We start from the raw sequence: 22,448 nt of genomic DNA on the forward strand, positions 1-22,448 counted from the left end.
CTCAGCTTCTCGAGATCCCGCCGGTCGCGCACGTCGTTGCAGAAAATCTGATCTGTTCCGGGCAAGTACTGCGGCGCAAATCCCCATTGCTGGCTTCCCGCAGCAAGTCCGGGGCTCAGTCGCCCCTGAAGACCGGCTTGACCTTGTTGGCGAACGCTTCAAAGGCGCGCTCGAAATCCGCTGTGGTCATGCACAAGGCCTGGGCAACGGCTTCCGCTTCGATCGCCTCTTCAATCGACATCGCCCATTCCATCGCCAGCATCCGCTTGGTCATGGTGTTGCCGAAGGTCGGGCCTTCCGCGACCTGCTTGGCCAGCAACTGCGCCTGGGGCAGCACCTGCTCGGGCGTGACGATGCGGCTGAAAAAGCCCCAGCGCTCGCCCTCCTCCGCCGTCATGAACCGGCCGGTGTAGAGCAGCTCGGAGGCGCGGGACTGTCCAATGATCCGCGGCAGGATCGCGCAGGCGCCCATGTCGCAGCCGCCAAGGCCGACCTTGTTGAAGAGGAACGCGACCTTCGCGCGGCTCGCCGCGAGCCGCATATCCGATGCCATCGCGATGATCGCGCCGGCGCCGGCGCAGATGCCTTCGACCGCGGCCACAATGGGTTGAGGGCAGGCCCGCATCGCTTTGACGAGGTCGCCGGTCATCCGCGTGAAGGCGGTCAGCCCCTTGGTGTCCATCTTCACGAGCGGGCCGATGATCTCGAACACATCGCCGCCGGACGAGAAGTTACCGCCGGCGCCGGTGACGATGATGGCCTTGACTGCATCATCGAAAGCGCAGGCGCGGAAGAAATCCGTCAGTTCCCGATAGCTCTCGAAGGTCAGTGGATTCTTCCGCTCGGGACGGTTGAGCGTCACCGTGGCAACGCTGTCGACCACCGCCAGCAGGAAGTGCTGCGGCGAATAATCCGCGAGCGGCACGGTCACAGGATTGGCTGGTCTGCTCATGCGATCTCCTAACTATGTTTGTTCCGCGCTACTAGATTTCGCCGCCTGCGACTGCAATCGCCTGCCCGGTGATCGCACCGGCGCCTTCGCCGCACAACCAAAGCACTGCGTCAGCCACCTCTTGAGGCGTGATCAGCCGTCCCTGCGGATTGTGCTTCGCGAGCTCGGCGATCGCCTGCTCGCGGCTCCTGCCGGTCTTCCTCATGATGTTTTCAATGCTGCCGGCGACCAGATCGGTGTCGGTGAAGCCCGGACACACCGCATTCACAGTCACATTGCTTCCGGCCGTCTCGAGGGCAAGAGAGCGCACGAGACCGACGACGGCGTGCTTCGCCGCCGTATACGCGCTGACATAGGCGTAGCCCTTGAGCCCCGCCGTCGAGGCAATCGCGACGATGCGGCCATAGGGACGATCCTTCATGCCCGGCAGAACGCCCTGGATGGCATGGACAACGCCCATGAAATTGACGTCCATCATGCGCGCAAACAGGGCAGCGTCCGATTTCGCGAACGGCGCGGATTCTGCACTTCCCGCGTTGGCGATCAGGATGTCGATCGGCTTTCGCGCGCTCGCTTCAGCGATAGCGGCTTTCAGTGATAATTCGTTCGAGACGTCGGCGACCGCAGCAAAATGCGCGGCACCTGCGCTGACCGCCTCTTCTAGAACAGCCGCGTTCCGGCCGAGCACCGTCACGGTTGCACCTACCCCGACAAGAGAGGCTGCGATGGCGCGGCCAATGCCGCGACCGCCACCGGTCACGAGCGCGTGCGGCGAGTGCGGCAATCCGGACATGCGCTGGCTCCTTGGCTCTGCTGATCGTTCCTCGATATATTTTAACCTTCAAGTTTTTGCAACGAAGCTGCCGCAGCGCCGCGAACGCCTTCGCGCGAGAGACCGGCCCGAAAATTGCTTTAAGTATAAAATTATCGCTTCCCATCCCCCACAGGCCTGTTAGCATCGCCCGGCCGAGCAAAAGGATGTCGCGTGTCGCAGCCTGCGCCAATGATAACAAAAGACGGCCGCTTCGCCTATGAAGCCGCGGGCGATCTGGACGCGACGCCCCTGATCTTCCTGCATGGCATTGGCGGCGCGGCACGGGCCTGGCGGCAGCAGCTTGCCAGATTCAGCAACCAGTTCCGCGCGATTGCGTGGGACATGCCGGGCTACGGCGGATCGGCGCCACTCGCCACCGTCAGCATCACGGCCCTTGCCGATGTGCTCCAGCAATTCATTGAGCAGCTTGGTGCAAGCAAGCCAATTCTGGTCGGCCATTCGATCGGTGGCATGATCGTGCAGAAATGGCTGGCGCAATTTCCGAAGCTGGCCCGCGCGGTCGTCCTCGCGCAGACCAGCCCGGCCTTCGGCAAGGCCGATGGCGATTGGCAAAAATCGTTCATCGCGGCGCGGCTTGGGCCGCTCGATCGCGGTGAGACCATGAAGTCGCTGGCTCCCTCCCTGGTGAAGGAGCTTGTCGGCGACGATCCCGATCCGAAGGGAATGGAGCTTGCGCGCGAGTGCATGGCAAGCGTGCCCGAGGCGAGCTATCGCGCCATGATGCTGGCTTTGATGGGCTTCGATCAGCGCAGCACACTCAAGGACATTTCCGTCCCGACGCTGTTGTTGTCCGGCTCCAAGGACAATAATGCGCCTGCCCCCATGATGGCAAAGACGGCAACATTCATTCCCTCTGCCGAATATGTCGAGCTGGCTGGGGTCGGCCATCTCGCCAATCTTGAACGCCCTGACGCGTTCGACGAAGCCCTCGGCCGGTTCCTGAATTCCGTCGCAACCAAAACGTAAGGTGGCTGCGCAATGACCATGCAAGTCAGCAAGAACATCGGCGTAACCGACAAGGTCGCACTGGATACGCCGATCTTCGATCCCGTCGCATTCCGCCTGAACGACGAGCAGGCCGGCATCATCGCGCGCGCCCGCGAGATCGGCCAAAGCGTGTTCGCTGGTCGCGCGGCGACTTACGATCGCGAGGCGATTTTCCCGACTGAGAACTATCGCGACCTGCATCGCGTCGGCCTGCTCGGCATCGCGGTACCCAAGAAGCATGGCGGGCTCGGCGCGAACTATCAAACCTACGCACTGGCGGCAGCGGAAATCGGCCGCTATTGCGGCGCGACCGCCCTCACCTGGAACATGCACGTCTGCTCGACCCTGTGGTCCGGTCCGCTCGCCGACGATCTCGACATGGACGCGGAGACCCGCGCCGAGCACGAGCGGCGGCGCGCGGTGCATTACAAGCGTATCGTCGAGGATGGCGCGATCTACTCGCAGCCCTTTTCCGAGGGTGGAGCGGCCGCGGCCGGCGGCGTCGCGTTCGGCACGGAAGCAAAGCCCGTGAAGGGCGGTTGGATCGTCAACGGCAGGAAGATCTTTGCATCGCTGTCCGGTCATGCCGACTATTACGGCGTGCTCTGCACCGAGATCGAGGAGGGCGAAAAAGCCTCGCGCCGCAACACCCTTTACCTCGCGATCTCCGCGAAATCGGACGGTGTCTCGGTGGTCGGCGACTGGGATCCACTCGGCATGCGCGGCACAGTCTCTCGCACGCTGCTGTTCAAGGATGTGTTCGTCCCTGAGGATTCCGCGCTGATGCCGCGCGGCGTCTATTTCCAGGCGGCGATGCGCTGGCCTCATATGTTCCTGACGCTGTCGCCGACCTATATGGGCCTGGCGCAAGCCGCCTATGATTTCACCGTGCGCTATCTTCGCGGCGAGGTACCGGGCATGCCGCCGGTCAAGCGCCGGATGTACCCGACCAAACAGATCGCGGTCGCGCAGATGCAGATCAAGCTCGAGCAGATCAAGGCGATCTGGTTCCAGGCCGTCACCGAGGCCCGCGCCAATCCAAGCAAGGAGCAGGTGCTGCGCGCCTATGCCGCGCAATATTCGGTGATGGAGGGCGCCAATGAGCTCGCCGCGCTCGCGATCCGCACCTGCGGCGGTCAGGCCATGCTCCGCTCGCTGCCGCTGGAGCGCATCTATCGCGACAGCCGCTGCGGCTCGCTGATGCTGCCCTGGACCGCCGAGCTCTGCCTCGACCGGATCGGGCGCGAGGCGCTGTACGAGGCCGGTGAAACGGACGACTGACGGTGGACCTCTGTAGTCTGATCGATCGCAACGCGGCGTTCGCGCCAGACAAGACGGCGATCGCCTTCGAAGGTGAGCGGCTGAGCTACGGCGCACTCGCCGCGCGCATCGAACGGACCGCCACGGCGTTGAAGCAGGAGTTCGGCGTCGGCCGAGGCGACCGCGTCGCAATCCTGAGCCTGAACCGACCGGACTATCTGGTTCTGCTCTACGCATGCGCGCGACTTGGTGCGATTCTGGTGCCGCTGAACTGGCGGCTGGCGGTTGCCGAGCAGCGCTTTATTCTCACCGATGCGGGCGCAAAGGTCCTGGTACTCGAGCAGGCATTTGCGGGAGTTCTCCCGGAGCTTGCGCCGGGGACGGCCGTCATCGGACTCGACTTCACGCCACCTCGTGGCGCGATATTCGAGGCGTTGCTGGCTCGCAGCGAAGGCAGCGGCCGCAATCCGCACACTGATCTCTCCTGCCCGCTTCTGATCGTCTACACGTCAGGAACGACGGGACGGCCGAAGGGCGCAGTTCTGCGGCAAGAAGCCTTGTTCTGGAACGGCGTCATGAGCCAGCACATGCACAACATGACGTCGGATGATCACGTGCTGACGGTGCTGCCGTTCTTCCATGTCGGCGGCCTCAACATCCAGACCACGCCGGCGCTGCAGCTTGGTGCGACCGTCACGATCCACGCCCGCTTCACGCCGGATACCGCGCTCGCGGCCATTGAACGGGAAAGACCGACCCTGACGGTGATGGTGCCTGCAATCCTCCAGGCCGTGAGCGAGCATCCCGCCTGGACAACGACCGATCTCTCGTCGCTCAAAGCCGTCTCGACCGGCTCGACCATCGTGCCACCGCACCTGATCGATCGCTTCGTGGCGCGCGATGTTCCGGTGCTTCAGGTTTATGGATCGACGGAAACCTGCCCCATCGCAATCTACACCCGGCTTGGCGGCGATCTTTCGCGCGCGGGATCGACCGGACTTGCCGGCCTGTGCTGCGAAGCGAAGGTGATCGATCAGGCCGGCAATGAGGTCCCTGCGGGTACGCCGGGCGAAATCGCCGTGCGAGGGCCCAACGTGTTCTTCGAATATTGGGGCAATGCGGATGCCACGCGCGATGCGCTGCACGACGGTTGGTATCGCACCGGCGATATCGGCCTGTGCGACGCCGACGGCTATTTCTGGGTCCGCGACCGCAAGAAGAATGTGATTATTTCCGGCGGCGAGAACGTCTATCCGGCCGAGATCGAGCGCGTCCTGCTCGAACATCCCGATGTCAGCGAATGCGCCGTGATCGGCCGGCCGGACCCGCGCTGGGACGAGGTGCCGATCGCCTATGTCATCGGGCGGTCCGGCTGCCGGCTCGAAGCGGAGGAGCTGAGAGCGCATCTTCAGACGCAGCTCGCCCGTTACAAGGTTCCGCGCGACATCGTCTTCGTCAACGACCTGCCGCGCACGGCGCTGGGCAAGGTCCAGCATTTCCTGCTGAAGCAGCTTGATGCGCAATCGCGCGCGCAAGGAGAAGCATCTTGAAGATTGCAGTTCTGGGTGGGGGAAACGGCTCTTTCGCGGCCGCGGGCGATTTTGCGCTGTCCGGGCATGAGGTCCGGCTCTGGCGCCGCGACGCTGATCAGGTGACGGCGCATCGCGCGGCCGGCTCGCGCATCCTGGTGAAGGATCATAATGGCCGGCACGATGTGAAGCTCGCGCTGGTGACGACCGACATCGCCGAAGCAATTGATGGCACCGAGCTGATTCTGTGCCCCGCCCCTGCCTTCGCGCAGCCGGACATTGCTCGTTTGCTCGCTCCGCATTTAAAGGACGGCCAGGTCGTGTTCCTGCCGCCCGCCACATTCGGCTCGATGATCTTCGCCCAAGCCGCGCGGGATGCCGGAAACCACGCCAAGGCGAGCTTTGCCGAGACCGGCACGCTGCCTTGGCTGACCCGCAAGCACGGGCCGTTCGAGGTCGCGATTACCATCCGCGCCAAGCGGTTGCCGGTTGGCGTGTTTCCGCTCGATCGGGCCGCGCATGCAATCGAAGTGATCGGACGCGCTTTCCCTGATGCGATCGAGCCCTGCGGCGATGCACTCTCCGGCGCGCTGATGAATGCTGGGCCCATTATTCACCCGCCGTTGATCGTGATGAACGCGGGCCCGATCGAGCATTTCGAACGATGGGACATCCACAAGGAAGGAACGCAGGCCGCGATCCGCCGGGTGACCGACGCGCTCGACGCAGAACGAATCGCGGTGCGCGAAGCGCTTGGCTATGGCGCACCGCATTTTCCGCTGGCCCACCACTACGCCAAAGAGGGCGAGATCTGGATGTATGGCCGTGGCTCGCACGACCGGCTGACCGATTCCGGCGACTGGCGTGAGCGGATCGTGCTGACCGAGCACCGCTATATGCGTGAGGATCTGCGGCTTGGGCTGTCGCTGCTGGTCTCCGTTGCCGGCATCGCGGGTGTATCCACGCCGCTGGCCAGAGCATTCCTCTCCATCGGCGGCGCTGTGTGCGGTGAGGATTTTGCGCAAGGCGGCCGAACGCTCGAGACGCTCGGACTAGGCAATCTCGGCAAGGCCGAACTACAGACGATTCTCCGTACGGGGTTTTAACCGATGACCGGTCGCGCCAATATCGCCTGTCTGGGAGCCGGCCGCATGGGACGCGGCATCGCCGTCGCGTTCGCCTATGCGGGTCATGCGGTCACGATGATCGACATCAAGGCCCGTTCCGCGGAGGACTTCGCCAGGCTGGAGGCGGACGCGCTCGACGAAGTCAGGAAGACCTTTGCCAGCCTGTCGAAGCTGGGACTGCTGAGCGAGGCAGATGTCGATCCGCTTATCGCACGGGTCTCGGTGGTACCAGCCAGCCGAAGCAGCGCAGCGCTGGCCGAAGCCGGGATGGTCTTCGAGGGCGTTCCCGAGGTCGTCGAGCTCAAGCGCGAGGTGCTGGGGGCGGCCTCAAAGCAGGTCGGCCCGGATACGATCATCGCTTCGACCACGTCGACCATCCTCGTCGACGATCTCGCTGGGGCGATCGTGAACCCTCGGCGCTTCCTCAATGTGCACTGGCTCAATCCGGCCTATCTGATCCCGCTGGTCGAGGTTTCACCCGGCAAAGCCACCGATCCCGCCATCATCGATGAGGTCAAGGCGCTGCTCGAAGCCATCGGAAAGGTCCCCGTGGTGTGCGCGGCGACGCCCGGCTTCATCGTCCCGCGCATCCAGGCGTTGGCGATGAACGAGGCCGCACGCATGGTCGAGGAGGGCGTCGCCAGCGCCGAGGAGATCGACAAAGCGATCCGTTACGGCTTTGGCTTCCGCTATGCCGTGCTCGGACTGCTCGAGTTCATCGACTGGGGCGGCGGCGACATCTTGTACTACGCCAGCCGGTACCTCGAAGGCGCGCTCGGCAGCGACCGCTATCGCGCGCCGGACGTCATTTCCCGCAATATGCAAGAAGGCCGGATCGGCTTGCGAACGGGTGCCGGCTTCCTCGATTATTCAGGCATGGACGTCGATGCCTATCGCGTGAAGCGGCTTCAGGCCATGGTCGACCTGCTCCGGCATTTCGGCCTGGCGCGCCCACCGGTCCTCGACCGCAGCTAGCCGAAAACGTCCTGCAGCACGCCTTCGCGAACGACCGCGACGCCATCGAGTTCGATCGTCGTCCCCATCATCGGCAAATCAAAGTGGCCCGCCGTGTAGCGGCCGGCAAATTCGTTCGCGCCGGTCGAGAACAGGAAATTGCCGGAGACGGCACGAATTTCAGTGCCGTTGGTGTCGCGCTGGTCATACATCGAGAGGGCCTCGTAGCGGGCCCCCGGATTCATGCCGAAACCGACATGCGAGACCGCATAGGCCTCGCGATCACCCCACGCTGCGAGATAGGCGCGCATCATCGCCGCATCCGTGCCCTCGCCCTCCAGCTCGACAACATAATCGTCCTTTAGCGTCATTTTCACCGGGGACGCCAGGTAGCGCTTGAAGGTCAGATTGATGTCACCGGGGGCCATCACCAAGGTCCCGTTGATCGTTCCGCTCTTGGGAAAGCTAACCACAATGCCACCCGGCCAGTGCGCCAGCGTGCCGGGCTTGTCGGTCCAGCCCCACACGCCGACCGTGGACGCTCCGACCATGTCAACGTCGAGCGCCGTGCCGGCCCTCGATGTCACGCGCATCCGCTTCGTCCCACGCAACAATTTCGCCGCCGCGCGAACACGCTTCTCGAGTGCGGGATCCGGCACCATCCGCTCCAGCGCTTCCGGGTGTTCGTTGGAGATCACCAATATCCGTCCACCGGCCTTGAGGATCTCCGGCGTCTCCACCGCGTGCATCAAGCCCTCGATGGTGCAATCCACCACAAAGCCGGCCTGCTGGAGTGCGGTGATGACCGGACCAAGCCGTTGGATTGCCTCGCTTGCCCCGGTCGAGCGAACCGGCACGATATTCCGGTTACGTGGCGTCGGCATCACCACGTGAAACGGCCGCGCGCCCATCCGCAGCAGGGCGAGCTCCGCCAAATGAACGTTCAGCGCACGCGATTGGGTTTCCGAGAGGATTGCCGCGGTGTCGCCGGCCTTGACGGCGCAGCGCTCAAAGATCTCGCAAAACGCGTCGATCCATTTTGCCTCGATGCGATCCGCCAGCATGGTTCACTCCCGGTCTTCTGGTTTCTTTGTTCAGTCAGATCACGCTTCGGGGAAGCCCCGCAAGAGATACGATCGCAGGGCACCCAGCAAGCCGTTCAGGATCAACCCCAGCAGCGAAATCGTGATCAGCGGTACGAACATGTCGACGGCCTGAAAAGTTCGGGCCGCCGTCACCAGCACGTGCCCCAACCCGTCCGTCGACGTGATCATCTCGGCCAGAAACACCACGATGCAGGAAATCACAAGGCCGATCCGGCAGCCGGTCAGGATCGAGGGCATCGCTGCCGGCAAGACCACCTTGAACAAGATTTCATAGCGCGGCGTTCCCGCTGCCATCGCCGACCAGATCAGCTTCTGCTCGACGGCTGATGCGCCGTAATAAGTGGACAGCAGAATGGGAAAGAGTGCGTCCGCCGCCACCAGCGTGATCTTTGATCCGTGGCCGAAGCCGAGCAGAAGCAACAGCGCCGGATAGAGTGCGACTTTAGGCAACGGCGCCAATACGCGCACGATTGGCCGAACTACGGCATTGATCGCTTGATTGGCGGCCGCGGCGATGCCGATACTTACACCGAGCACGACCGCAATCGCAAAGCCGGCAAACAGCCGGATCAGGGTCGCCGCGATCTCCTGCTGAAACGTCCACGTCACGAGTTGCTGGAGCAACCTGCTGAAGACGTATCCCGGGGGCGGCAGCAAGACCGCAGGCGCAAAGCCGAACGATACGAGGCCTTGCCAAACCGCGATCACCAGCGCAATTGGCGCGAGCCCGAGAACGACGTTTGCTGAGGGAAGACGCGATGTCATGAGAAGCTCAGCGGCATGTCGAACTGAGGCTCGGACCAGCGCACCAGCCGTGCGCGGACCCGCTCGAAAATCGCATCGAGGCAAATTCCCATCGCCCCCACGATGATGATCATCGCGAAGACGGTGTCGTATTGGCCCATGTCCAGCGCATTGAACAGAATGTTGCCGGCGCCGGACTGGCGGGCGATCATCTCGCTGGTGATCATCGTGATCAGCGCCAGCACGAGACCGGTGCGACATCCGGTCAGGATCTCCGGCAGCGCCGCCGGCAGCACGATCCGCACCAGCCGTTGCAGCGGCGAAAGTCCCATCGCGGCGCCCGACCACAGCATCTTCTCTTCGACGGCTTGGGCGCCCTCAAAGCTGTGATAGATCACGGGAAGGCTGACGCCGAGGAAGATCACCAGCGTCTTCGTGATGTCGCCGACGCCCAGCCAAAGCATGATGATCGGCATCAGCGCCGCTTTCGGCACGGGATAGATCACCATTAGAAGCGGGTTGAAGAAGGCCGCGACGGCACGACTGCGCCCCATCAACAGACCCAGCGGGATCGAAACGAGCACGGCTACGCCGAACCCGATCGCCATGCGGCGAAGCGAGGCCAGGATGTTGATCAGCGACTCCTTGTCGCCAAGGATATCCGGGATTGCGCGGATCGCCTCGATCGCCGTCGGAAAGCTGTCATTCTTCAGTACGAGCGACGCGACCTGCCACACCGCCAGCAGCCCGATGCAAGCGAACACCGGGGCGGCACGTCTGGCGGCGGCAGCCAGCGATGTCATGACGGCGATCCGGTCTCGTCGACCTCGTCGAACATGCGCTCGATGTCGACGACGTATTTCTGGTAGCGCGGATCGAGCAACAGCTCGTTGCGGCGACGCGGCCGAGGCAGATCGATGTCGATCACCTGCCGAATGCGGCCGGGAGATTTCGACATCATCACGACTTTGTCCGACAGGAAGACGGCCTCGTCGACCGAATGGGTCACGAACAGCACCGTCTTGCGGTCACGCTCCCAGATGTTCAGGAGATCATTCTGGAGACGTGTACGGGTGTGCGCGTCGAGCGCGCCGAACGGCTCGTCCATCAGCAGAACTTCAGGGTGGTAAGCCAATGTCCGGGCCAGCGCGACGCGCTGCTTCATGCCACCCGAGAGCTCCTTGGGATAAAAGTTCTCATAGCCTTTGAGGCCGACCATCTCGATCAAGGCCCGGCTCTGTGCTCCGGCCTCGGTGGCAGGCACACCTTGCTGGCGCGGGCCATACATCACATTGCCCAACACGGTCTTCCAGGGAAACAGAGCGAACTCCTGAAACACTGGTCCGCGATCCGGACCCGGGCCCGTGATCGTCTGTCCCTTCATCCGCGCCACGCCGCTGGTCGGGCGGACGAAGCCGCCGACGATATAAAGAAGTGTCGACTTGCCGCAGCCGGACGGACCAAGGATGGAGACGAAGGCTCCTTCCTCGATCGTCAGCGAGATGTCCGATAGCGCCAAATGATCCTTGCGCGCCGAGGTCTGGAAAACCTGGGAGACGCGGTCGATCTCGATGATCGCAGAAGCCGGCCTTTGTGACGTCACCGGATTCACCCATTCGCTTGATCTCGAAGGCACTACCCTCATTCCGTCTCTCGCTTGACTCACGCGCGAACGTCACGCAGCCGATCCGCTGATGTCCTCCATCAGCTGATCGAGCTTAGCAAGAAACTTGCCAGACAGGCGGTCATTCTCGCGCGGGAGCGGCGCATCATTCGAACCAAGGCCATTCTGCAGGGCCCTCATGTGTCACGGCTCCGCCCGGCGCCTGTCCGACCAGCCGCGCATACTTTGCGAGCGCACCTCCACGGTGACGGGGCGGCCTCGGCTTCCAATCGCGTCGGCGCGCCGTGAGTTCCTGCTCGTCGACCAGCATATCCATCCGCCGGTTTGCGGCATCGATCAGGATCCTGTCGCCGTCGCGAACAAGCGCCAACGGACCGCCGACGAACGCTTCGGGGGACACGTAGCCGATGCACATGCCGCGAGTAGCGCCGGAGAACCGTCCATCGGTGATCAGGGCCACTTTCTCGCCCATACCCTGGCCGTAGATCAGCGCGGTAACGCCGAGCATCTCACGCATGCCCGGGCCGCCGACTGGCCCTTCATTGCGGATCACCAGCACCTCGCCCGCCGTGTAGGCGCGGTCACGGACCGCTTTGACACACGCCTCCTCATCTTCGAAGACGCGCGCAACGCCCTCGAAGTGCTGACTCTTTAAACCTGCGACCTTGATCACCGCACCGTCTGGACAGAGATTGCCCTTCAGAACCGCCACGCCACCATCAGGCATGATCGGCGCACGAGAGGCGTAAACGACTTCACCATCGGGAGCGTTGGCCGCGCCATATTCTTCGGCGAGCGTGCGTCCCGTGACGGACAAGCAGCTCCCATCGATGTGCCCGCTCTGGATCAACTCGCGGATCACGACGGCCGCGCCGCCGATGTCGTAGACATCCTTCGCAGTGTACTTGCCGCCCGGCCGCAAGTTTCCAATCAGCGGCGTCCTGGCAAAGACCTTGCCGACGTCATCAATCGTGAATGCGATCCCGGCCTCATTCGCGATCGCCGGCAGATGCAGCGCAGCGTTGGTCGAGCCGCCCGTGGCGGCAACAATCGCCGCACCGTTCTCGAGGGATTTCCGAGTCACGAGGTCGCGCGGCAGCGGGCCGCCACGTTCCAGCATCTCCATCACCAGCCGCCCGGCGCGGCGCGAGATCTGTGCACGTTCGGCATAGACACCGGGCACCATCGAGACGTTGGGAATGGTCAGCCCCATCGCCTCCGACACCATCCCCATCGTGTTCGCGGTAAACTGGCCGGCGCACGCGCCAATAGTCGGCAGGCAGGCGCGCTCGATCCGCTCGAGCGTGGCGCCGTCGATCTCTCCGGTCATGAAGCTGCCGACAGCTTCATAGGAGTCGAGCACCGTGAGAGTCCGCCCGTCCACCCGGCCCGGCAGCGAGCTGCCGCCGTAGATGAAAATGGACGGTACGTTGCAACGAACCATGCCCATCATCACGCCGGGAAGTGTCTTGTCGCATCCGCCGTACCCGATCAGCGCGTCATAGGCGAGACCATGAACGACGGCTTCGATCGAATCGGCAATCAGCTCGCGCGAAAAGAGAGAAAACTTCATTCCCTCGTGATTCATGCTGATGCCGTCGGAGACCGACACGGTGAAGAATTCGCGCGGCGTGCCACCAGCCTCCTCGATTCCCGTCTTTGCCGCGGCCACTTGGAAGTCGTGGGTCATATTGCAGGGCGTCTGCTCGCCCTTCATGCTGACGACGCCCACCATCGGCTTGGCGATCGCTGCGTCGTCGAGCCCCATTGCGCGCATGAAAGCGCGGTGCGGGGCCCGGTCGAGGCCGTCAGTCGTGACCCGTGATCGCAACTTCTTCATGCGCGCATCTTTTTCATGCAACGTCCGGGATGATCCAGGACGCCGCGCCCCTTGTTGGGACAATTCGCCCGTCGCCTATTCTAGCGGCGCGACGATCGTCGCGTGCTTGAACTGCATGGCATCCAGCTTCGGCAGCATTCCGGTCTCCGCGTAGATGTCCAGCATCTTCTGGATCGCGGGGAAGTTCGGCGCCGCACCCGGATCGCGGCCGAAATCGTTGTCCTTTAGCAGATAGGTCTCGAGCACCGGAATAGGCGCCTTCAGAACCTCATTGACGACCTTTAGCGTCTCTTCGCGGTTGGCCAGCGCTTTCTTCATACCTGAGGTAATGTCACGCACGTAGGCCTTCACCAAGTCGGGGTTCTTGTCGACGAAATCAGCGCGGCAGGCTTCCAGGATGTGCACGATGTTCGGCATCGCCTGCGACAACGAGAACAGCTTTCTTGTGCCCCCCTTCGCCTCCGCACGTGCAGCAAACGGCTGGTTCATGTTGACTGCGTCGACGCGGCCCTGACGCAGAGCATCTTCGGAGACGGCAAATCCGACCTCGACCAGCTTGATGTCCTTCGCCGGATCGACGCCATTCTGCTTGAGCAACAGGTTGAAGGGGCCTTGCGTGCCGCCGCCGATCACGGAAATGCCGACCGTCTTGCCTTTGAGATCGGCGATCGTCTTGATCGGCGAGTCATCCATCACCGCCCAATAGACCGAGAAACCGCCGGGCTTCTCGAAGACGTGCTGCGCCACGATGTAGGCCTTGAGATTGCCGCCAACCACACCGTTGGCGAGCGACAGCGGCGCTTGCGTCGCGCAGTCCAGCGCGCCGGCCGCCAATGCCTGCGTCATCGGCGCGGTGCCCTGAAATTGGGTCCATTCGATGTTGTAGGCCTTGCCGATATTGGGAAACTCAGCCGGCCTGCGCATCATCCAGTACTTGGATTCCTCGGCCGGAATGGTCCAGCCGACGCGAATGGTCTGCTGTGCCCATGACGGGCCTGCCCCCGCGCTCGCAGCCGCGGCCGCTCCCAAAGCCAGGATCCACTTCGAAACGGTTCGCATCGTGCCCACTCCGCTGCTCCGGCGCCGACCGGCGCCGCCCAACCCGACCACTCAAATGTTTCATGGTTCAAACAATCAGGCAAGCCATGCGAGCCGGACGGTTTCGCTGTCCGACCCGCAATGTATGGTAAGGCGGCGTTTGCGCTGCGACAGAAGGAGGCAACCTATGGCTGATGCGAGCAAGACAAACCCGCAGGGCGTCGAGAGGCTCGGCTATCTCGGCCTTGGACTGATGGGAACGCCGATGACCCGGCGCTTGCTCAAAGCCGGCCATCAGGTCGCTGTCTGGAATCGTTCGGAGGGCAAGGTCGCTCCGCTCGTCGCGGCCGGCGCCAGGCGCGCAGCCACGCCCCGCGACATGTTGGCGAACGCGGATATCGTCTTTATGTGCGTAACCGATGCCGCCGCCGTCGAAGACGTGATTTTCGGCCCCGACGGTCTTGCAGCGGCTTCCGGCGCAGGCAAGCTCGTCGTTGACTTCTCGTCAATCCATCCCGACGCCGCGCGCGATCTTGCAGCGCGGCTGAAAGACGCGAATGGCGCAGGCTGGATAGATGCGCCGGTGTCCGGCGGCACCAAGGGCGCAGAGGAAGGCACGCTCGCCATCATGGCCGGCGGAGAAGCTGCTGACATCGAGCGGGCACGGCCCTACGTGCTGCACATGGCACGCAGGTTCACCCACATGGGCCCGATCGGGGCTGGCCAAACCACAAAACTCTGCAACCAGGTGATCGTCGGATGCGCGATGGCCGTTCTGGCGGAAGCAACGCGTCTTGCCTCGAACGCAGGAATTGACGCAAGCCGGCTGCCCGAGGCGCTCGCCGGCGGCTTTGCGGATTCCATCCCGCTTCAGCTCTTCGTGCCGCGCATGGTCCAGGGCATCCACTCGCCGCCGCTTGGCCATATCGCGACAATGCTCAAGGATCTCGACACGGTCGCCGATGTCGCCCAGGCGACGTCAACGCCGGTGCCGATGGCGACCCTCGCGGGACAGATATTCAGGCTGGCCAAGGCTGCACGCGGCGCCGACGCGGACGCTTTGGAAATCTACAAGCTCTCGGCCACAGACCGCTGAGCCGACGCGCGTCCTTGAATCGCCTTATGGCAACTTCTTGCGTTCATCATCAGCTAGGAACCGGCCATACCCCCCGCGCGCAAACAGCAGGGGCTCCTTGGCACTGTAGGCATAGGCCTCGACCGCGCCGAGAAAGATCACGTGGTCACCGCCATAATAGCGATTGACCGATCGGCATTGAAAGTTGGCGACACTCTCGGCAAGGACCGGCGCGTTCCCGAGGCCCGGGGTCCAGTCGACCCCGGCGAACTTGTCCTCGGACGATTTTGCAAATTTGTTTGCAAGCGCCTGCTGCGACGTGCCGAGTATGTGAACGGCGAAATGGCTGGCGTTCTGAAACACGGGGAGGCTCGAGGAATAGAATCCGAGGCTCCACAGGACCAGAGGGGGATTCAGCGAGACTGACGCGAACGAATTGCAGGTGATGCCATAGGGCTTTCCATCAGCGGCCATGGCCGTGATGATCGTTACGCCCGTTCCGTATGTGCCAAGCGCGTTGCGAAAATCGCGAGGATCGATCGGCGAACTGTCGCTGGCGAGTTCATTGGCTGGATCGGAAATGGCCGGCTGCTTCGGCAGATCATTCATCGGCCGGCCTCACAGCGTGAGATTCTCGGACGGCAGGCCCAGAGCCACCCGTCCGTAATTGGTTCCGGCCGCATCGAAGTTGAACGCAAGATGCGAGTTGATCGCGTGCGCATCGCGGAACTGCCGCTGCAACACGCCCGTCGTGAACAGACCGCGCGCTCCGCTCGCCGCAAACAGCATCGAGACCGCGTCGGTGCATAGATTCACCGAAAATGCTCCATCGCGACGATACCTGGTCTTGGTCGCCATATCAGGAGTACGATCGCGCCTCGCATCTTCCATTGCATTGACGCAGGCCGAACGCATGATCAGGCGCGCAGCGTCGATCTTGGCCGAGGCTTCCGCGATCTTGATCTGCGTGCTTTGAAAGTCGCTGAGCTTGGCACGGTTGTAGGTCGAGATGCGATGACGCGCGACCTCCGCATAATCGTCGAGACATACTTGAGCGTTCCCCAGCGCGACGCCAGAGAGGACGTAAGGAAAAAGCGAGAACACAGGTAGCGAATACAGCGGATTGGGATTGACCTTGCTTCCCGGCGTCGGGCCGCCGGCAAGATCACCAACCGCGACCGTCATATAGTCGGCCACGAAAGTGTCCCTGACTTCGACGTCGCAGGAGCCGGTACCGCGCAGTCCCGTAACATTCCATGTGTCGAGCACCTTGTAGTCGACTTTCGGCAACAGGAAGATTCGGTACTCGATCCCGTCCGCTTCGTCGTCAGAATAGACAACGCTTGCAAGCATGTTCCATTCGCAGGAGGCAACGCCCGAGGAGAACGGCCAGCTCCCGTGCAACCTGTAACCGCCCTCGACCCTCGTGGCACGACCAGCTGGAAAAATGAACGAGGACGCAATCAGCGCGTCGGGATCACGGCGCCAGACCAGATCCTGCGCCTTCTGCTCGAACATGCCGAGCATCCAATGGTGGCTCGCCAGGTTAGCGAGATTCCACGCCACTGACGCATCCGCCATTCCCAGCAGTTCGGCGCAGTCGACAAGAGCGACATAGTCAAGCTCGGCACCGCCGATGCGCTTCGGCTGCAGCATGCGGAACAGGCCGGCGTCGTGGAGATCCTTCTCGGTTTCCGTCGGAAGATGCCGCAGTTCCTCCGTACGGGCAGCCCGCTCTCGCAGCCGCGGCACGAGTGCCCGGGTCCTCGCGATCATTGCCGCATAGGCGCGTTCGCCGGCTTCCTGCCCCGTCGGCTGGCCCATGCTCGGCTCTTGACCAGGCGCCATTCGTGTCCCTCGCTTTCACATAGTTATGCGGCGGGAACTTCGCCAAATCAAGCTGGGCAGGGTTAACGTTGCGTGGTCGCCCCTACACCCCAGCTGTTCGCAGGAATGCGATGTCGCGTACACCGTGTTCTCAAAGCAGCTTTCCGCAAGCTTTGCGATGCCTGGCTCCACGGAGCTGACCGCTCAAGCTTAGCCTGAGGTCGATGGCTTGCCTGATCCAAAGACGCCCTTCTGAGTGAACTCCGAAATCCGGCGCTCGTCGTAACCGAGCGTATCACGCAGGACGTCTTCGGTATGCTCGCCTAACAAGGGAGCAGCGACGGGATCAATTGCTCCCGTCAGGCTCATATTGATCGGAGGTTCGATATTAGGGACCCACTCCGCGGTACGGTGCGGAATCCTGTTCAGGCGATGACGCTCGCGGGCCTCGGGCGCATTGAACCCCTCCTCGACCGTTCGGAGATAGCCGACCGGGATATTGGCCAGCTTCATCTTTGCCATCCAGTTCTCGAGGGTATCGCTCGCGAAGACCTCTGCAATGGCTGCCCGCAGGAGCTCCTTGTTCTCAGAGCGCGCCTTGCGCGACGCGAACTGCGGATCAGTGATCAAATCGGGGCGGTTCAGCACCTCGACCACCAGCCGACGATAGAGCCGGTCGTTGGCGCAGGCCAGGTAAAGCGGCCCATCGGAAGCTTCATAGACACCGACCGTGGGGGACCCGTTCGGCGAATTACCGAACCGGCCAGGGTTTTCGCCGTTGATCAGATAGGCCATGCCGTAGAAGCCGGTCATGCCCATGGCGACGTCGAACAGGGCGACCTCGACATGCTGCCCACGGCCGAGCCGATCGCGCGCCAAAAGCGCCAGCAGGATGGCGTTGCAGGCGGACATCCCCGTCGCCATGTCCACGATCGGGGGGCCGGTACGAACCGCAGGCCCATCGGCAAACCCATTGAGGGACATGAAGCCGCTTTCCGCCTGCGTGATGGGATCGAAGCCGGGCCGCGCGGCAAATGGTCCTGAGCGTCCGTAAGCCGAGATCGAGCAATAGACGAGCCGCGGGTTGAGCGGCGCGACCGCCTCGTAGTCGAGGCCGAATTTCTTCATGACTCCACTTGAAAAATTCTCCACGACCACATCCGCCTTCCGGATCAGGTCCAATGCGATCTCGCGAGCCTGCGGCACGGTCAGGTCGAGCGCGATACCGCGCTTGTTGCGGTTCAGGCTCAGATAAGCGGCGCTTTCGCCGCCGATTTCGGCGTGCTCATAGGCGCGCGTATCGTCGCCACCATCCGGATTCTCGATCTTGATGACGCGTGCACCGAAATCGGCAAGCGTCTGCGTGCAGGCCGGCCCCGCCACGACCCGCGTAAAATCGACGACCAACAGACCGTCGAGCGCGGTAGGCGCGCCCGTCGCCCGCGACGAACGTTCCGGTAATTGAGGCTTGGTGGGCATCGACGGCGCTCCCTTACATCGGCTTATGGTTGCCGAATTTCTTGCAAGAGCAAACTTAAAGCCCGGCGCCGCCAACTTCGCAAGTGCTTCACCCGCATCGCTTCAATACGCAAAAAGAGCCCGGCAGCCATCAAGCCGTCGGGCCCGAACATTTTGGGAGTGCGAGCTACGCTGTGTCTCGCATTGGCCATCCTGCACCGAGAAAAACTCGTTCCGCATTACGGGAAACCCCGCTCAGCGAAGCCACTTCCGCCAATAGAGCGTGTGCGCCGAGGCCTCGGGTACCTCTGGCTCGAAGAGCCGATAGCCCGCCTGGATGAAGTTGTCCGTCGTATTCAAGAGAATGGCATCCCTTTCGATACGCAGCCCCCTGAAGTCCCCGCTCCGAATGCCGTCGCAGCACGCCGACCCTCGAGAAGTAGCGCCGTTTCGAATGTGCGTCGACGGTATGACGCCGGCAAATGCGACCGCCTCATCGCCATGTTAGGCAAGCCACCACGCTCCCAACTCGAATTGCGGCATGGCCGCCGCGTCGAAGAGCGTCGACCGATGCAGATCAGCCAACGTATCGACGACGTCGTCATCGGATGCATCAACGATACGAATTTTGTACGGCCCGTTTGCGGGAAATAGCGTGCGTGCAAGTGCAGAGATGTCGGCACCGTGGGAGCTCACTTGCCCAGCACGACCCTAACGCCTAGCAAAACGGCCCCCATCAGTCCGGTCGCGATCACCGTGATAACGGCCTTGAAGGTGTAGCTCTGCGCCTGCTCCACGCTCTTTCGCCACCTCCGCACGTGTTGGAGATCAGCCCTTAGCTCCTTCCGGTCGTCGTGTTCGATTCCGAAGGAAGTTAGCACCGATGCGACGGCCTTCAGTACGAAGGCATCGATGCTCTCCTGTTGCAGCCTGTGTTGCTCGGCAAGTGTCTCAGCCACGATCGCCCTGATTTCATCATCTGGTTGATGATCCTTGCAACGTTCTCGAAACCACACTTGGCGAAGTAGAAGGATACAATCAGTCTCGGTCAGCATCCGCGCCTTAGACGTCTTCCGTCGCGCGGGCGGGCGGGCCGGCTCGCTCGCGAGCTCGCCTTCGATCTCATCTTTCAAGAAAATGTCTCCCACAACACGACTGCAACCAAGCCCGCGAGTGCGAGCGATATCAGTTAGGCGGTCATCGTCTCTCCACTAAAAAGGAAAAAAGCGGCAGATCGCGTGACCAAGCGCGATCGTTTCGGGCGCGAACCCTATGTCCGTGAGCCCCGAGACCGCAGCGGCGCGAGCAACGGACCCGGCGCCGCGCCGGTCGGCGTTCCTTGAACGTGGTCTAGCGAGTGCGTGGCCGGATGCGCGGCCACCGTCCGATCTCAAAATCGAGACGAAAAACCCGCGGCGGGTGCTTCCAGCGCGGGTGACCAAACTCGTCTCGATGATGTCATTTGCCAGTGTTTCGACATGTCAAACATCCCTCGTTCGACCACACCGTGCCGGAACTTAGCCGAAGAGCGGCGCGTTTATTCCTTCGGTCAAAGGACCGTGCGCGCGATGAGCCATACTGTACTGGTTGTTGACGACGATCCCGGCGTCCTCGACGTCATCGTGGGCATGCTGGAAGATCTCGGCTGCGAGGTGACAAGCGCCCAAAGCGGCCCGGATGCGCTTGATCGGCTCAGGCAGAACGAGAACATCTCCATCCTCATCACGGACATCAGTATGCCGGGCATGGACGGTCACGAACTGGCCGAACTGGCGAAGCAGCTACGCCCGGAATTGAAGATCCTGCAATTATCGGGGCGCGAACCGCGGCGCGGGGGCCTGCCAATGATCAGGAAGCCGTTTTCGTTCGAGGAGCTCCCCGACACCATGCGGCGAACCACCGGCGTTCGCTGAACGCCAGAGCCCAAAAGAAAACCCGCGGCGGGAGCTCCCGCGCGGGTCGAACCAAACTCAGGTCGATGATGCCATTCTGCCGGTGTTTTGCCCGACGTGTCAACACGGCGAACGCGGAAGAAGGAGCCCTTCCTCCCAGTTTGATATGTGGTGCGCAAGGGGCTTGCTTCAAGTCCCCCGCCCTGCCGTAGAACCCCCGCCCCAATGAGCATCCAAAGCAGCAACGCGAGGGGGTCCACATGCCTGTATTGCTTCCGTCGTCCCGGCCGCGCGGCCGTACCAAGCGGGCCGGCGCCAGCCGCGCGAGTCACCATGCCGTGCTGATCGCCGGCGGCGGCCCGACCGGTTTGATGCTGGCCGCCGAGCTCGCGCTCGCGGATGTCGACGTCGCCGTGGTCGAGCGGCGCCCGGATCAGGAGCTCGTCGGTACGCGGGCCGGCGGATTGCACGCGCGGACCATCGAGATCCTCGATCAGCGCGGCGTCGCGGAGCGCTTCCTGCGCGAGGGGCAAGTCACCCAGCTCGCGGGCTTCGCCTGGACCAGGCTCGACATCGGCGATCTCCCCAGCCGGCACGCTTATGGCCTCGCGCTGCGGCAGAGCCACATCGAGCGCATCCTGGCCGACTGGGTCGAGGAGCTCGCGGTGCCGATCTATCGAAACTCCGAAGTGATCGGCTTCGTTCAGGATGCGACCAGCATCGACGTTGCGTTCGCCGGCGGCAAGACATTGCGCGCAAGCTACCTCGTCGGCTGCGACGGCGGTCGCAGCCGGGTACGCAAGAAGGCCGGCATCGATTTCGTCGGCTCCGATCCGACGCTCAGCAATCTCATGGCCGAAGTCGAGATGCGCGACGAGCCGGTATGGGGTCTCCGCCACGACGCCATCGGCTTTCACGGCCTCAGCAAGGCGGAGAGCGGTCGCGTGCTGGTCGTCGTGACGGAAGCGACGCTCGACCGCACCGGCGAACCCGGCCTGCGCGATCTCAGCGATGCGCTCGTCGCCGTGTACGGCACCGACTTCGGGCTCCAAAATCCCGCCTGGATCTCCCGCTTCACCGATGCGGCGCGGCAGGCCGTGTCCTATCGCCGGGAGCGCGTGCTGCTCGCCGGCGATGCCGCGCATATCCATCACTCCGTCGGCGGGCAAGGCCTCAACACCGGCGTGCAGGACGCGGTCAATCTCGGCTGGAAGCTGGCGCAGGTGGTCAGGGGAATTTCGCCCGACGGCCTGCTCGATACCTACCACGCCGAGCGTCATCCCGTTGCTGCGCGCGTCTTGCGCAACACCCTGGCGCAAATCGCCATGCTCCGCCGCGGCGAGGCTGGCCTCAAGGCCGCGCGCGACGTGGTGTCCGACCTGCTCGCCATGGACGAGCCCCGCCAACGTTTTGGCGCGATGATGAGCGGACTCGACATCCGCTATGATCTCGGCGAAGGACACGAACTGCTCGGGCGCCGGATGCCCGATCTCGACCTGATCGTCGAGGGCCATCCGCAGAGATTGTTCACGCTGCTGCACGGAGCGCAGGCCCTGCTGATCAATTTCGGCAAGTCCGGCGGGTTCGACATCGCACCCTGGGCAGACCGCATCAGGGTCGTCAACGCCAGCCACGACGGCGCGTGGGAGCTCCCCGCCATCGGGCAGGTCGCCGCGCCCGAAGCCGTGCTGGTTCGGCCAGACGGGCACGTGGCGTGGGTCGGCGATGAAAGCCAACGAGGACTCGAGGACGCGCTGACCACCTGGTTTGGACCGGCTGCTGCGGTGTAGCGCGCGAACGTCAGAGGCGCCATACAAACAAAGCCCGCGGGATTCCGCGGGCTTGATTGGCATCAGGTTTTCGAAACACGGCTCAATATCCGAACATTACGCCGCTCGCTGCTCTCCGAAGGCAAAGGTCACACGTTCGAATCGTGTCGGGTGCGCCAGTGTTTCTCTCGATCTACCAACCTCTTAGAGCGTTGGTGGTAGCTCCTCAAAAGCTCCTCAGACCGGCCGGTCACAAGCTGGTCACGCGTGAGGAGCTTTTTGAATGGCAAGCCTACGGTTCAGGAACGGGAAGTGGCAGGTCCAAGTCAGACGCCACGGACACACACAACAAGCCAAGTCGTTTCAATCAAAATCTGATGCACAACGTTGGGCACGGCAGATCGAAGCCGAGTTAGATCGGACTTTGATCC

General features: G+C 62.9%; 20 protein-coding genes. 8 read left to right on the plus strand and 12 right to left on the minus strand.

Annotation, left to right across the window (positions count from 1 at the left end):
- Positions 1-115: 115 nt before the first annotated feature.
- Together AB7245_RS31290 and AB7245_RS31295 are read right to left on the minus strand one after the other, a co-directional pair.
- The gene (locus AB7245_RS31290; RefSeq protein ID WP_439035328.1) at positions 116-952 is read right to left on the minus strand and encodes an enoyl-CoA hydratase family protein; all 837 of its coding nucleotides are present in this window, start codon (positions 950-952) and stop codon (positions 116-118) included.
- Between the two features lie 31 nt (positions 953-983).
- Positions 984-1,745 carry an SDR family NAD(P)-dependent oxidoreductase gene (locus tag AB7245_RS31295; RefSeq protein WP_085405773.1) on the minus strand — a complete coding sequence of 254 codons (762 nt, stop codon included), beginning with the start codon at positions 1,743-1,745 and terminating at the stop codon, positions 984-986.
- A gap of 210 nt (positions 1,746-1,955) precedes the next feature.
- Here AB7245_RS31295 and AB7245_RS31300 point away from each other — a divergent pair, with 210 nt between their 5' ends.
- The 5 genes from AB7245_RS31300 to AB7245_RS31320 are packed head-to-tail and all read left to right on the plus strand — an operon-like array spanning position 1,956 to position 7,665.
- A complete protein-coding gene (locus tag AB7245_RS31300; RefSeq protein ID WP_439035329.1) occupies positions 1,956-2,753 on the plus strand; it encodes an alpha/beta fold hydrolase in 798 nt (265 codons plus the stop codon).
- Positions 2,754-2,765: 12 nt separating this feature from the next.
- Complete coding sequence (locus AB7245_RS31305; RefSeq protein WP_085405771.1) at positions 2,766-4,055, plus strand: acyl-CoA dehydrogenase family protein; 1,290 nt, start codon at positions 2,766-2,768, stop codon at positions 4,053-4,055.
- 2 nt (positions 4,056-4,057) lie between these two features.
- A complete protein-coding gene (locus tag AB7245_RS31310) occupies positions 4,058-5,584 on the plus strand; it encodes a class I adenylate-forming enzyme family protein (RefSeq protein ID WP_439035330.1) in 1,527 nt (508 codons plus the stop codon).
- Positions 5,581-6,669: an NAD/NADP octopine/nopaline dehydrogenase family protein gene (locus tag AB7245_RS31315; protein WP_439035331.1), complete on the plus strand. Its 1,089-nt coding sequence runs from the start codon at positions 5,581-5,583 to the stop codon at positions 6,667-6,669. The genes AB7245_RS31310 and AB7245_RS31315 overlap by 4 nt, the downstream gene beginning before the upstream one ends.
- Positions 6,670-6,672: 3 nt before the next feature.
- Positions 6,673-7,665, plus strand: a complete 993-nt coding sequence (locus tag AB7245_RS31320; protein ID WP_439035332.1) for a 3-hydroxybutyryl-CoA dehydrogenase — start codon at positions 6,673-6,675, stop codon at positions 7,663-7,665.
- On the opposite strand, the gene AB7245_RS31325 is transcribed toward AB7245_RS31320, so the two are convergent.
- The 6 genes from AB7245_RS31325 to AB7245_RS31350 form a co-directional block, all read right to left on the minus strand.
- On the minus strand, positions 7,662-8,708 hold the full coding sequence (locus tag AB7245_RS31325; RefSeq protein WP_439035333.1) for a peptidase M29: 1,047 nt from the start codon (positions 8,706-8,708) through the stop codon (positions 7,662-7,664). The two genes, AB7245_RS31320 and AB7245_RS31325, sit on opposite strands and share 4 nt — an antisense overlap.
- Before the next feature lie 39 nt (positions 8,709-8,747).
- Positions 8,748-9,515 (minus strand): ABC transporter permease, encoded by a 768-nt coding sequence (locus AB7245_RS31330; protein ID WP_135215118.1) that lies wholly within the window; start codon positions 9,513-9,515, stop codon positions 8,748-8,750.
- Complete coding sequence (locus AB7245_RS31335) at positions 9,512-10,297, minus strand: ABC transporter permease (RefSeq protein ID WP_439035334.1); 786 nt, start codon at positions 10,295-10,297, stop codon at positions 9,512-9,514. Before AB7245_RS31335 ends, AB7245_RS31330 begins: the two co-directional genes overlap by 4 nt.
- Entirely contained in the window at positions 10,294-11,139 is an 846-nt protein-coding gene (locus tag AB7245_RS31340; RefSeq protein ID WP_439035335.1) for an ABC transporter ATP-binding protein, read from the minus strand. The genes AB7245_RS31335 and AB7245_RS31340 overlap by 4 nt, the downstream gene beginning before the upstream one ends.
- A gap of 124 nt (positions 11,140-11,263) precedes the next feature.
- The gene (ilvD, locus tag AB7245_RS31345; protein WP_439035336.1) at positions 11,264-12,958 is read right to left on the minus strand and encodes a dihydroxy-acid dehydratase; all 1,695 of its coding nucleotides are present in this window, start codon (positions 12,956-12,958) and stop codon (positions 11,264-11,266) included.
- Between the two features lie 75 nt (positions 12,959-13,033).
- The gene (locus tag AB7245_RS31350) at positions 13,034-14,017 is read right to left on the minus strand and encodes an ABC transporter substrate-binding protein (protein ID WP_038958560.1); all 984 of its coding nucleotides are present in this window, start codon (positions 14,015-14,017) and stop codon (positions 13,034-13,036) included.
- Between the two features lie 166 nt (positions 14,018-14,183).
- On the opposite strand from AB7245_RS31350, the gene AB7245_RS31355 reads away from it, so the two are divergent.
- Positions 14,184-15,092, plus strand: a complete 909-nt coding sequence (locus tag AB7245_RS31355) for an NAD(P)-dependent oxidoreductase (protein WP_439035337.1) — start codon at positions 14,184-14,186, stop codon at positions 15,090-15,092.
- A gap of 24 nt (positions 15,093-15,116) precedes the next feature.
- Here AB7245_RS31355 and AB7245_RS31360 read toward each other — a convergent pair whose 3' ends face one another.
- The 4 genes from AB7245_RS31360 to AB7245_RS31375 form a co-directional block, all read right to left on the minus strand.
- Positions 15,117-15,680 carry a flavin reductase family protein gene (locus AB7245_RS31360; protein WP_354123894.1) on the minus strand — a complete coding sequence of 188 codons (564 nt, stop codon included), beginning with the start codon at positions 15,678-15,680 and terminating at the stop codon, positions 15,117-15,119.
- Between the two features lie 9 nt (positions 15,681-15,689).
- Positions 15,690-16,895 (minus strand): acyl-CoA dehydrogenase family protein, encoded by a 1,206-nt coding sequence (locus AB7245_RS31365; protein WP_439035338.1) that lies wholly within the window; start codon positions 16,893-16,895, stop codon positions 15,690-15,692.
- 213 nt (positions 16,896-17,108) lie between these two features.
- Positions 17,109-18,377 carry a CaiB/BaiF CoA transferase family protein gene (locus AB7245_RS31370; protein ID WP_167768092.1) on the minus strand — a complete coding sequence of 423 codons (1,269 nt, stop codon included), beginning with the start codon at positions 18,375-18,377 and terminating at the stop codon, positions 17,109-17,111.
- A gap of 671 nt (positions 18,378-19,048) precedes the next feature.
- On the minus strand, positions 19,049-19,372 hold the full coding sequence (locus AB7245_RS31375) for a hypothetical protein (RefSeq protein ID WP_049813059.1): 324 nt from the start codon (positions 19,370-19,372) through the stop codon (positions 19,049-19,051).
- 462 nt (positions 19,373-19,834) lie between these two features.
- Between AB7245_RS31375 and AB7245_RS31380 the strand changes: the two genes are divergently transcribed.
- Together AB7245_RS31380 and AB7245_RS31385 are read left to right on the plus strand one after the other, a co-directional pair.
- Positions 19,835-20,269 (plus strand): response regulator, encoded by a 435-nt coding sequence (locus AB7245_RS31380; protein WP_439035339.1) that lies wholly within the window; start codon positions 19,835-19,837, stop codon positions 20,267-20,269.
- 239 nt (positions 20,270-20,508) lie between these two features.
- Complete coding sequence (locus tag AB7245_RS31385; protein WP_439035340.1) at positions 20,509-22,038, plus strand: FAD-dependent monooxygenase; 1,530 nt, start codon at positions 20,509-20,511, stop codon at positions 22,036-22,038.
- Positions 22,039-22,448 lie beyond the last annotated feature (410 nt).

Origin of the sequence: Bradyrhizobium sp. 604_D8_N2_3 (assembly GCF_051810765.1) — a bacterium.
GTDB classification, from domain to species: Bacteria; Pseudomonadota; Alphaproteobacteria; order Rhizobiales; family Xanthobacteraceae; genus Bradyrhizobium; species Bradyrhizobium barranii.

Bases quoted from the DNA above. Each gene is read 5' to 3' on its own strand.
- AB7245_RS31380 (WP_439035339.1), top strand. From the start codon at position 19,835: ATGTCAAACATCCCTCGTTCGACCACACCGTGCCGGAACTTAGCCGAA.
- AB7245_RS31295 (WP_085405773.1), bottom strand. From the start codon at position 1,745: ATGTCCGGATTGCCGCACTCGCCGCACGCGCTCGTGACCGGTGGCGGT.
- AB7245_RS31335 (WP_439035334.1), bottom strand. From the start codon at position 10,297: ATGACATCGCTGGCTGCCGCCGCCAGACGTGCCGCCCCGGTGTTCGCT.
- AB7245_RS31325 (WP_439035333.1), bottom strand. From the start codon at position 8,708: ATGCTGGCGGATCGCATCGAGGCAAAATGGATCGACGCGTTTTGCGAG.
- AB7245_RS31350 (WP_038958560.1), bottom strand. From the start codon at position 14,017: ATGCGAACCGTTTCGAAGTGGATCCTGGCTTTGGGAGCGGCCGCGGCT.
- AB7245_RS31360 (WP_354123894.1), bottom strand. From the start codon at position 15,680: ATGAATGATCTGCCGAAGCAGCCGGCCATTTCCGATCCAGCCAATGAA.
- AB7245_RS31305 (WP_085405771.1), top strand. From the start codon at position 2,766: ATGACCATGCAAGTCAGCAAGAACATCGGCGTAACCGACAAGGTCGCA.
- AB7245_RS31365 (WP_439035338.1), bottom strand. From the start codon at position 16,895: ATGGGCCAGCCGACGGGGCAGGAAGCCGGCGAACGCGCCTATGCGGCA.
- AB7245_RS31370 (WP_167768092.1), bottom strand. From the start codon at position 18,377: ATGCCCACCAAGCCTCAATTACCGGAACGTTCGTCGCGGGCGACGGGC.
- AB7245_RS31330 (WP_135215118.1), bottom strand. From the start codon at position 9,515: ATGACATCGCGTCTTCCCTCAGCAAACGTCGTTCTCGGGCTCGCGCCA.
- AB7245_RS31300 (WP_439035329.1), top strand. From the start codon at position 1,956: ATGATAACAAAAGACGGCCGCTTCGCCTATGAAGCCGCGGGCGATCTG.
- AB7245_RS31320 (WP_439035332.1), top strand. From the start codon at position 6,673: ATGACCGGTCGCGCCAATATCGCCTGTCTGGGAGCCGGCCGCATGGGA.
- AB7245_RS31340 (WP_439035335.1), bottom strand. From the start codon at position 11,139: ATGAGGGTAGTGCCTTCGAGATCAAGCGAATGGGTGAATCCGGTGACG.
- AB7245_RS31385 (WP_439035340.1), top strand. From the start codon at position 20,509: ATGCCTGTATTGCTTCCGTCGTCCCGGCCGCGCGGCCGTACCAAGCGG.
- AB7245_RS31290 (WP_439035328.1), bottom strand. From the start codon at position 952: ATGAGCAGACCAGCCAATCCTGTGACCGTGCCGCTCGCGGATTATTCG.
- ilvD (WP_439035336.1), bottom strand. From the start codon at position 12,958: ATGAAGAAGTTGCGATCACGGGTCACGACTGACGGCCTCGACCGGGCC.
- AB7245_RS31355 (WP_439035337.1), top strand. From the start codon at position 14,184: ATGGCTGATGCGAGCAAGACAAACCCGCAGGGCGTCGAGAGGCTCGGC.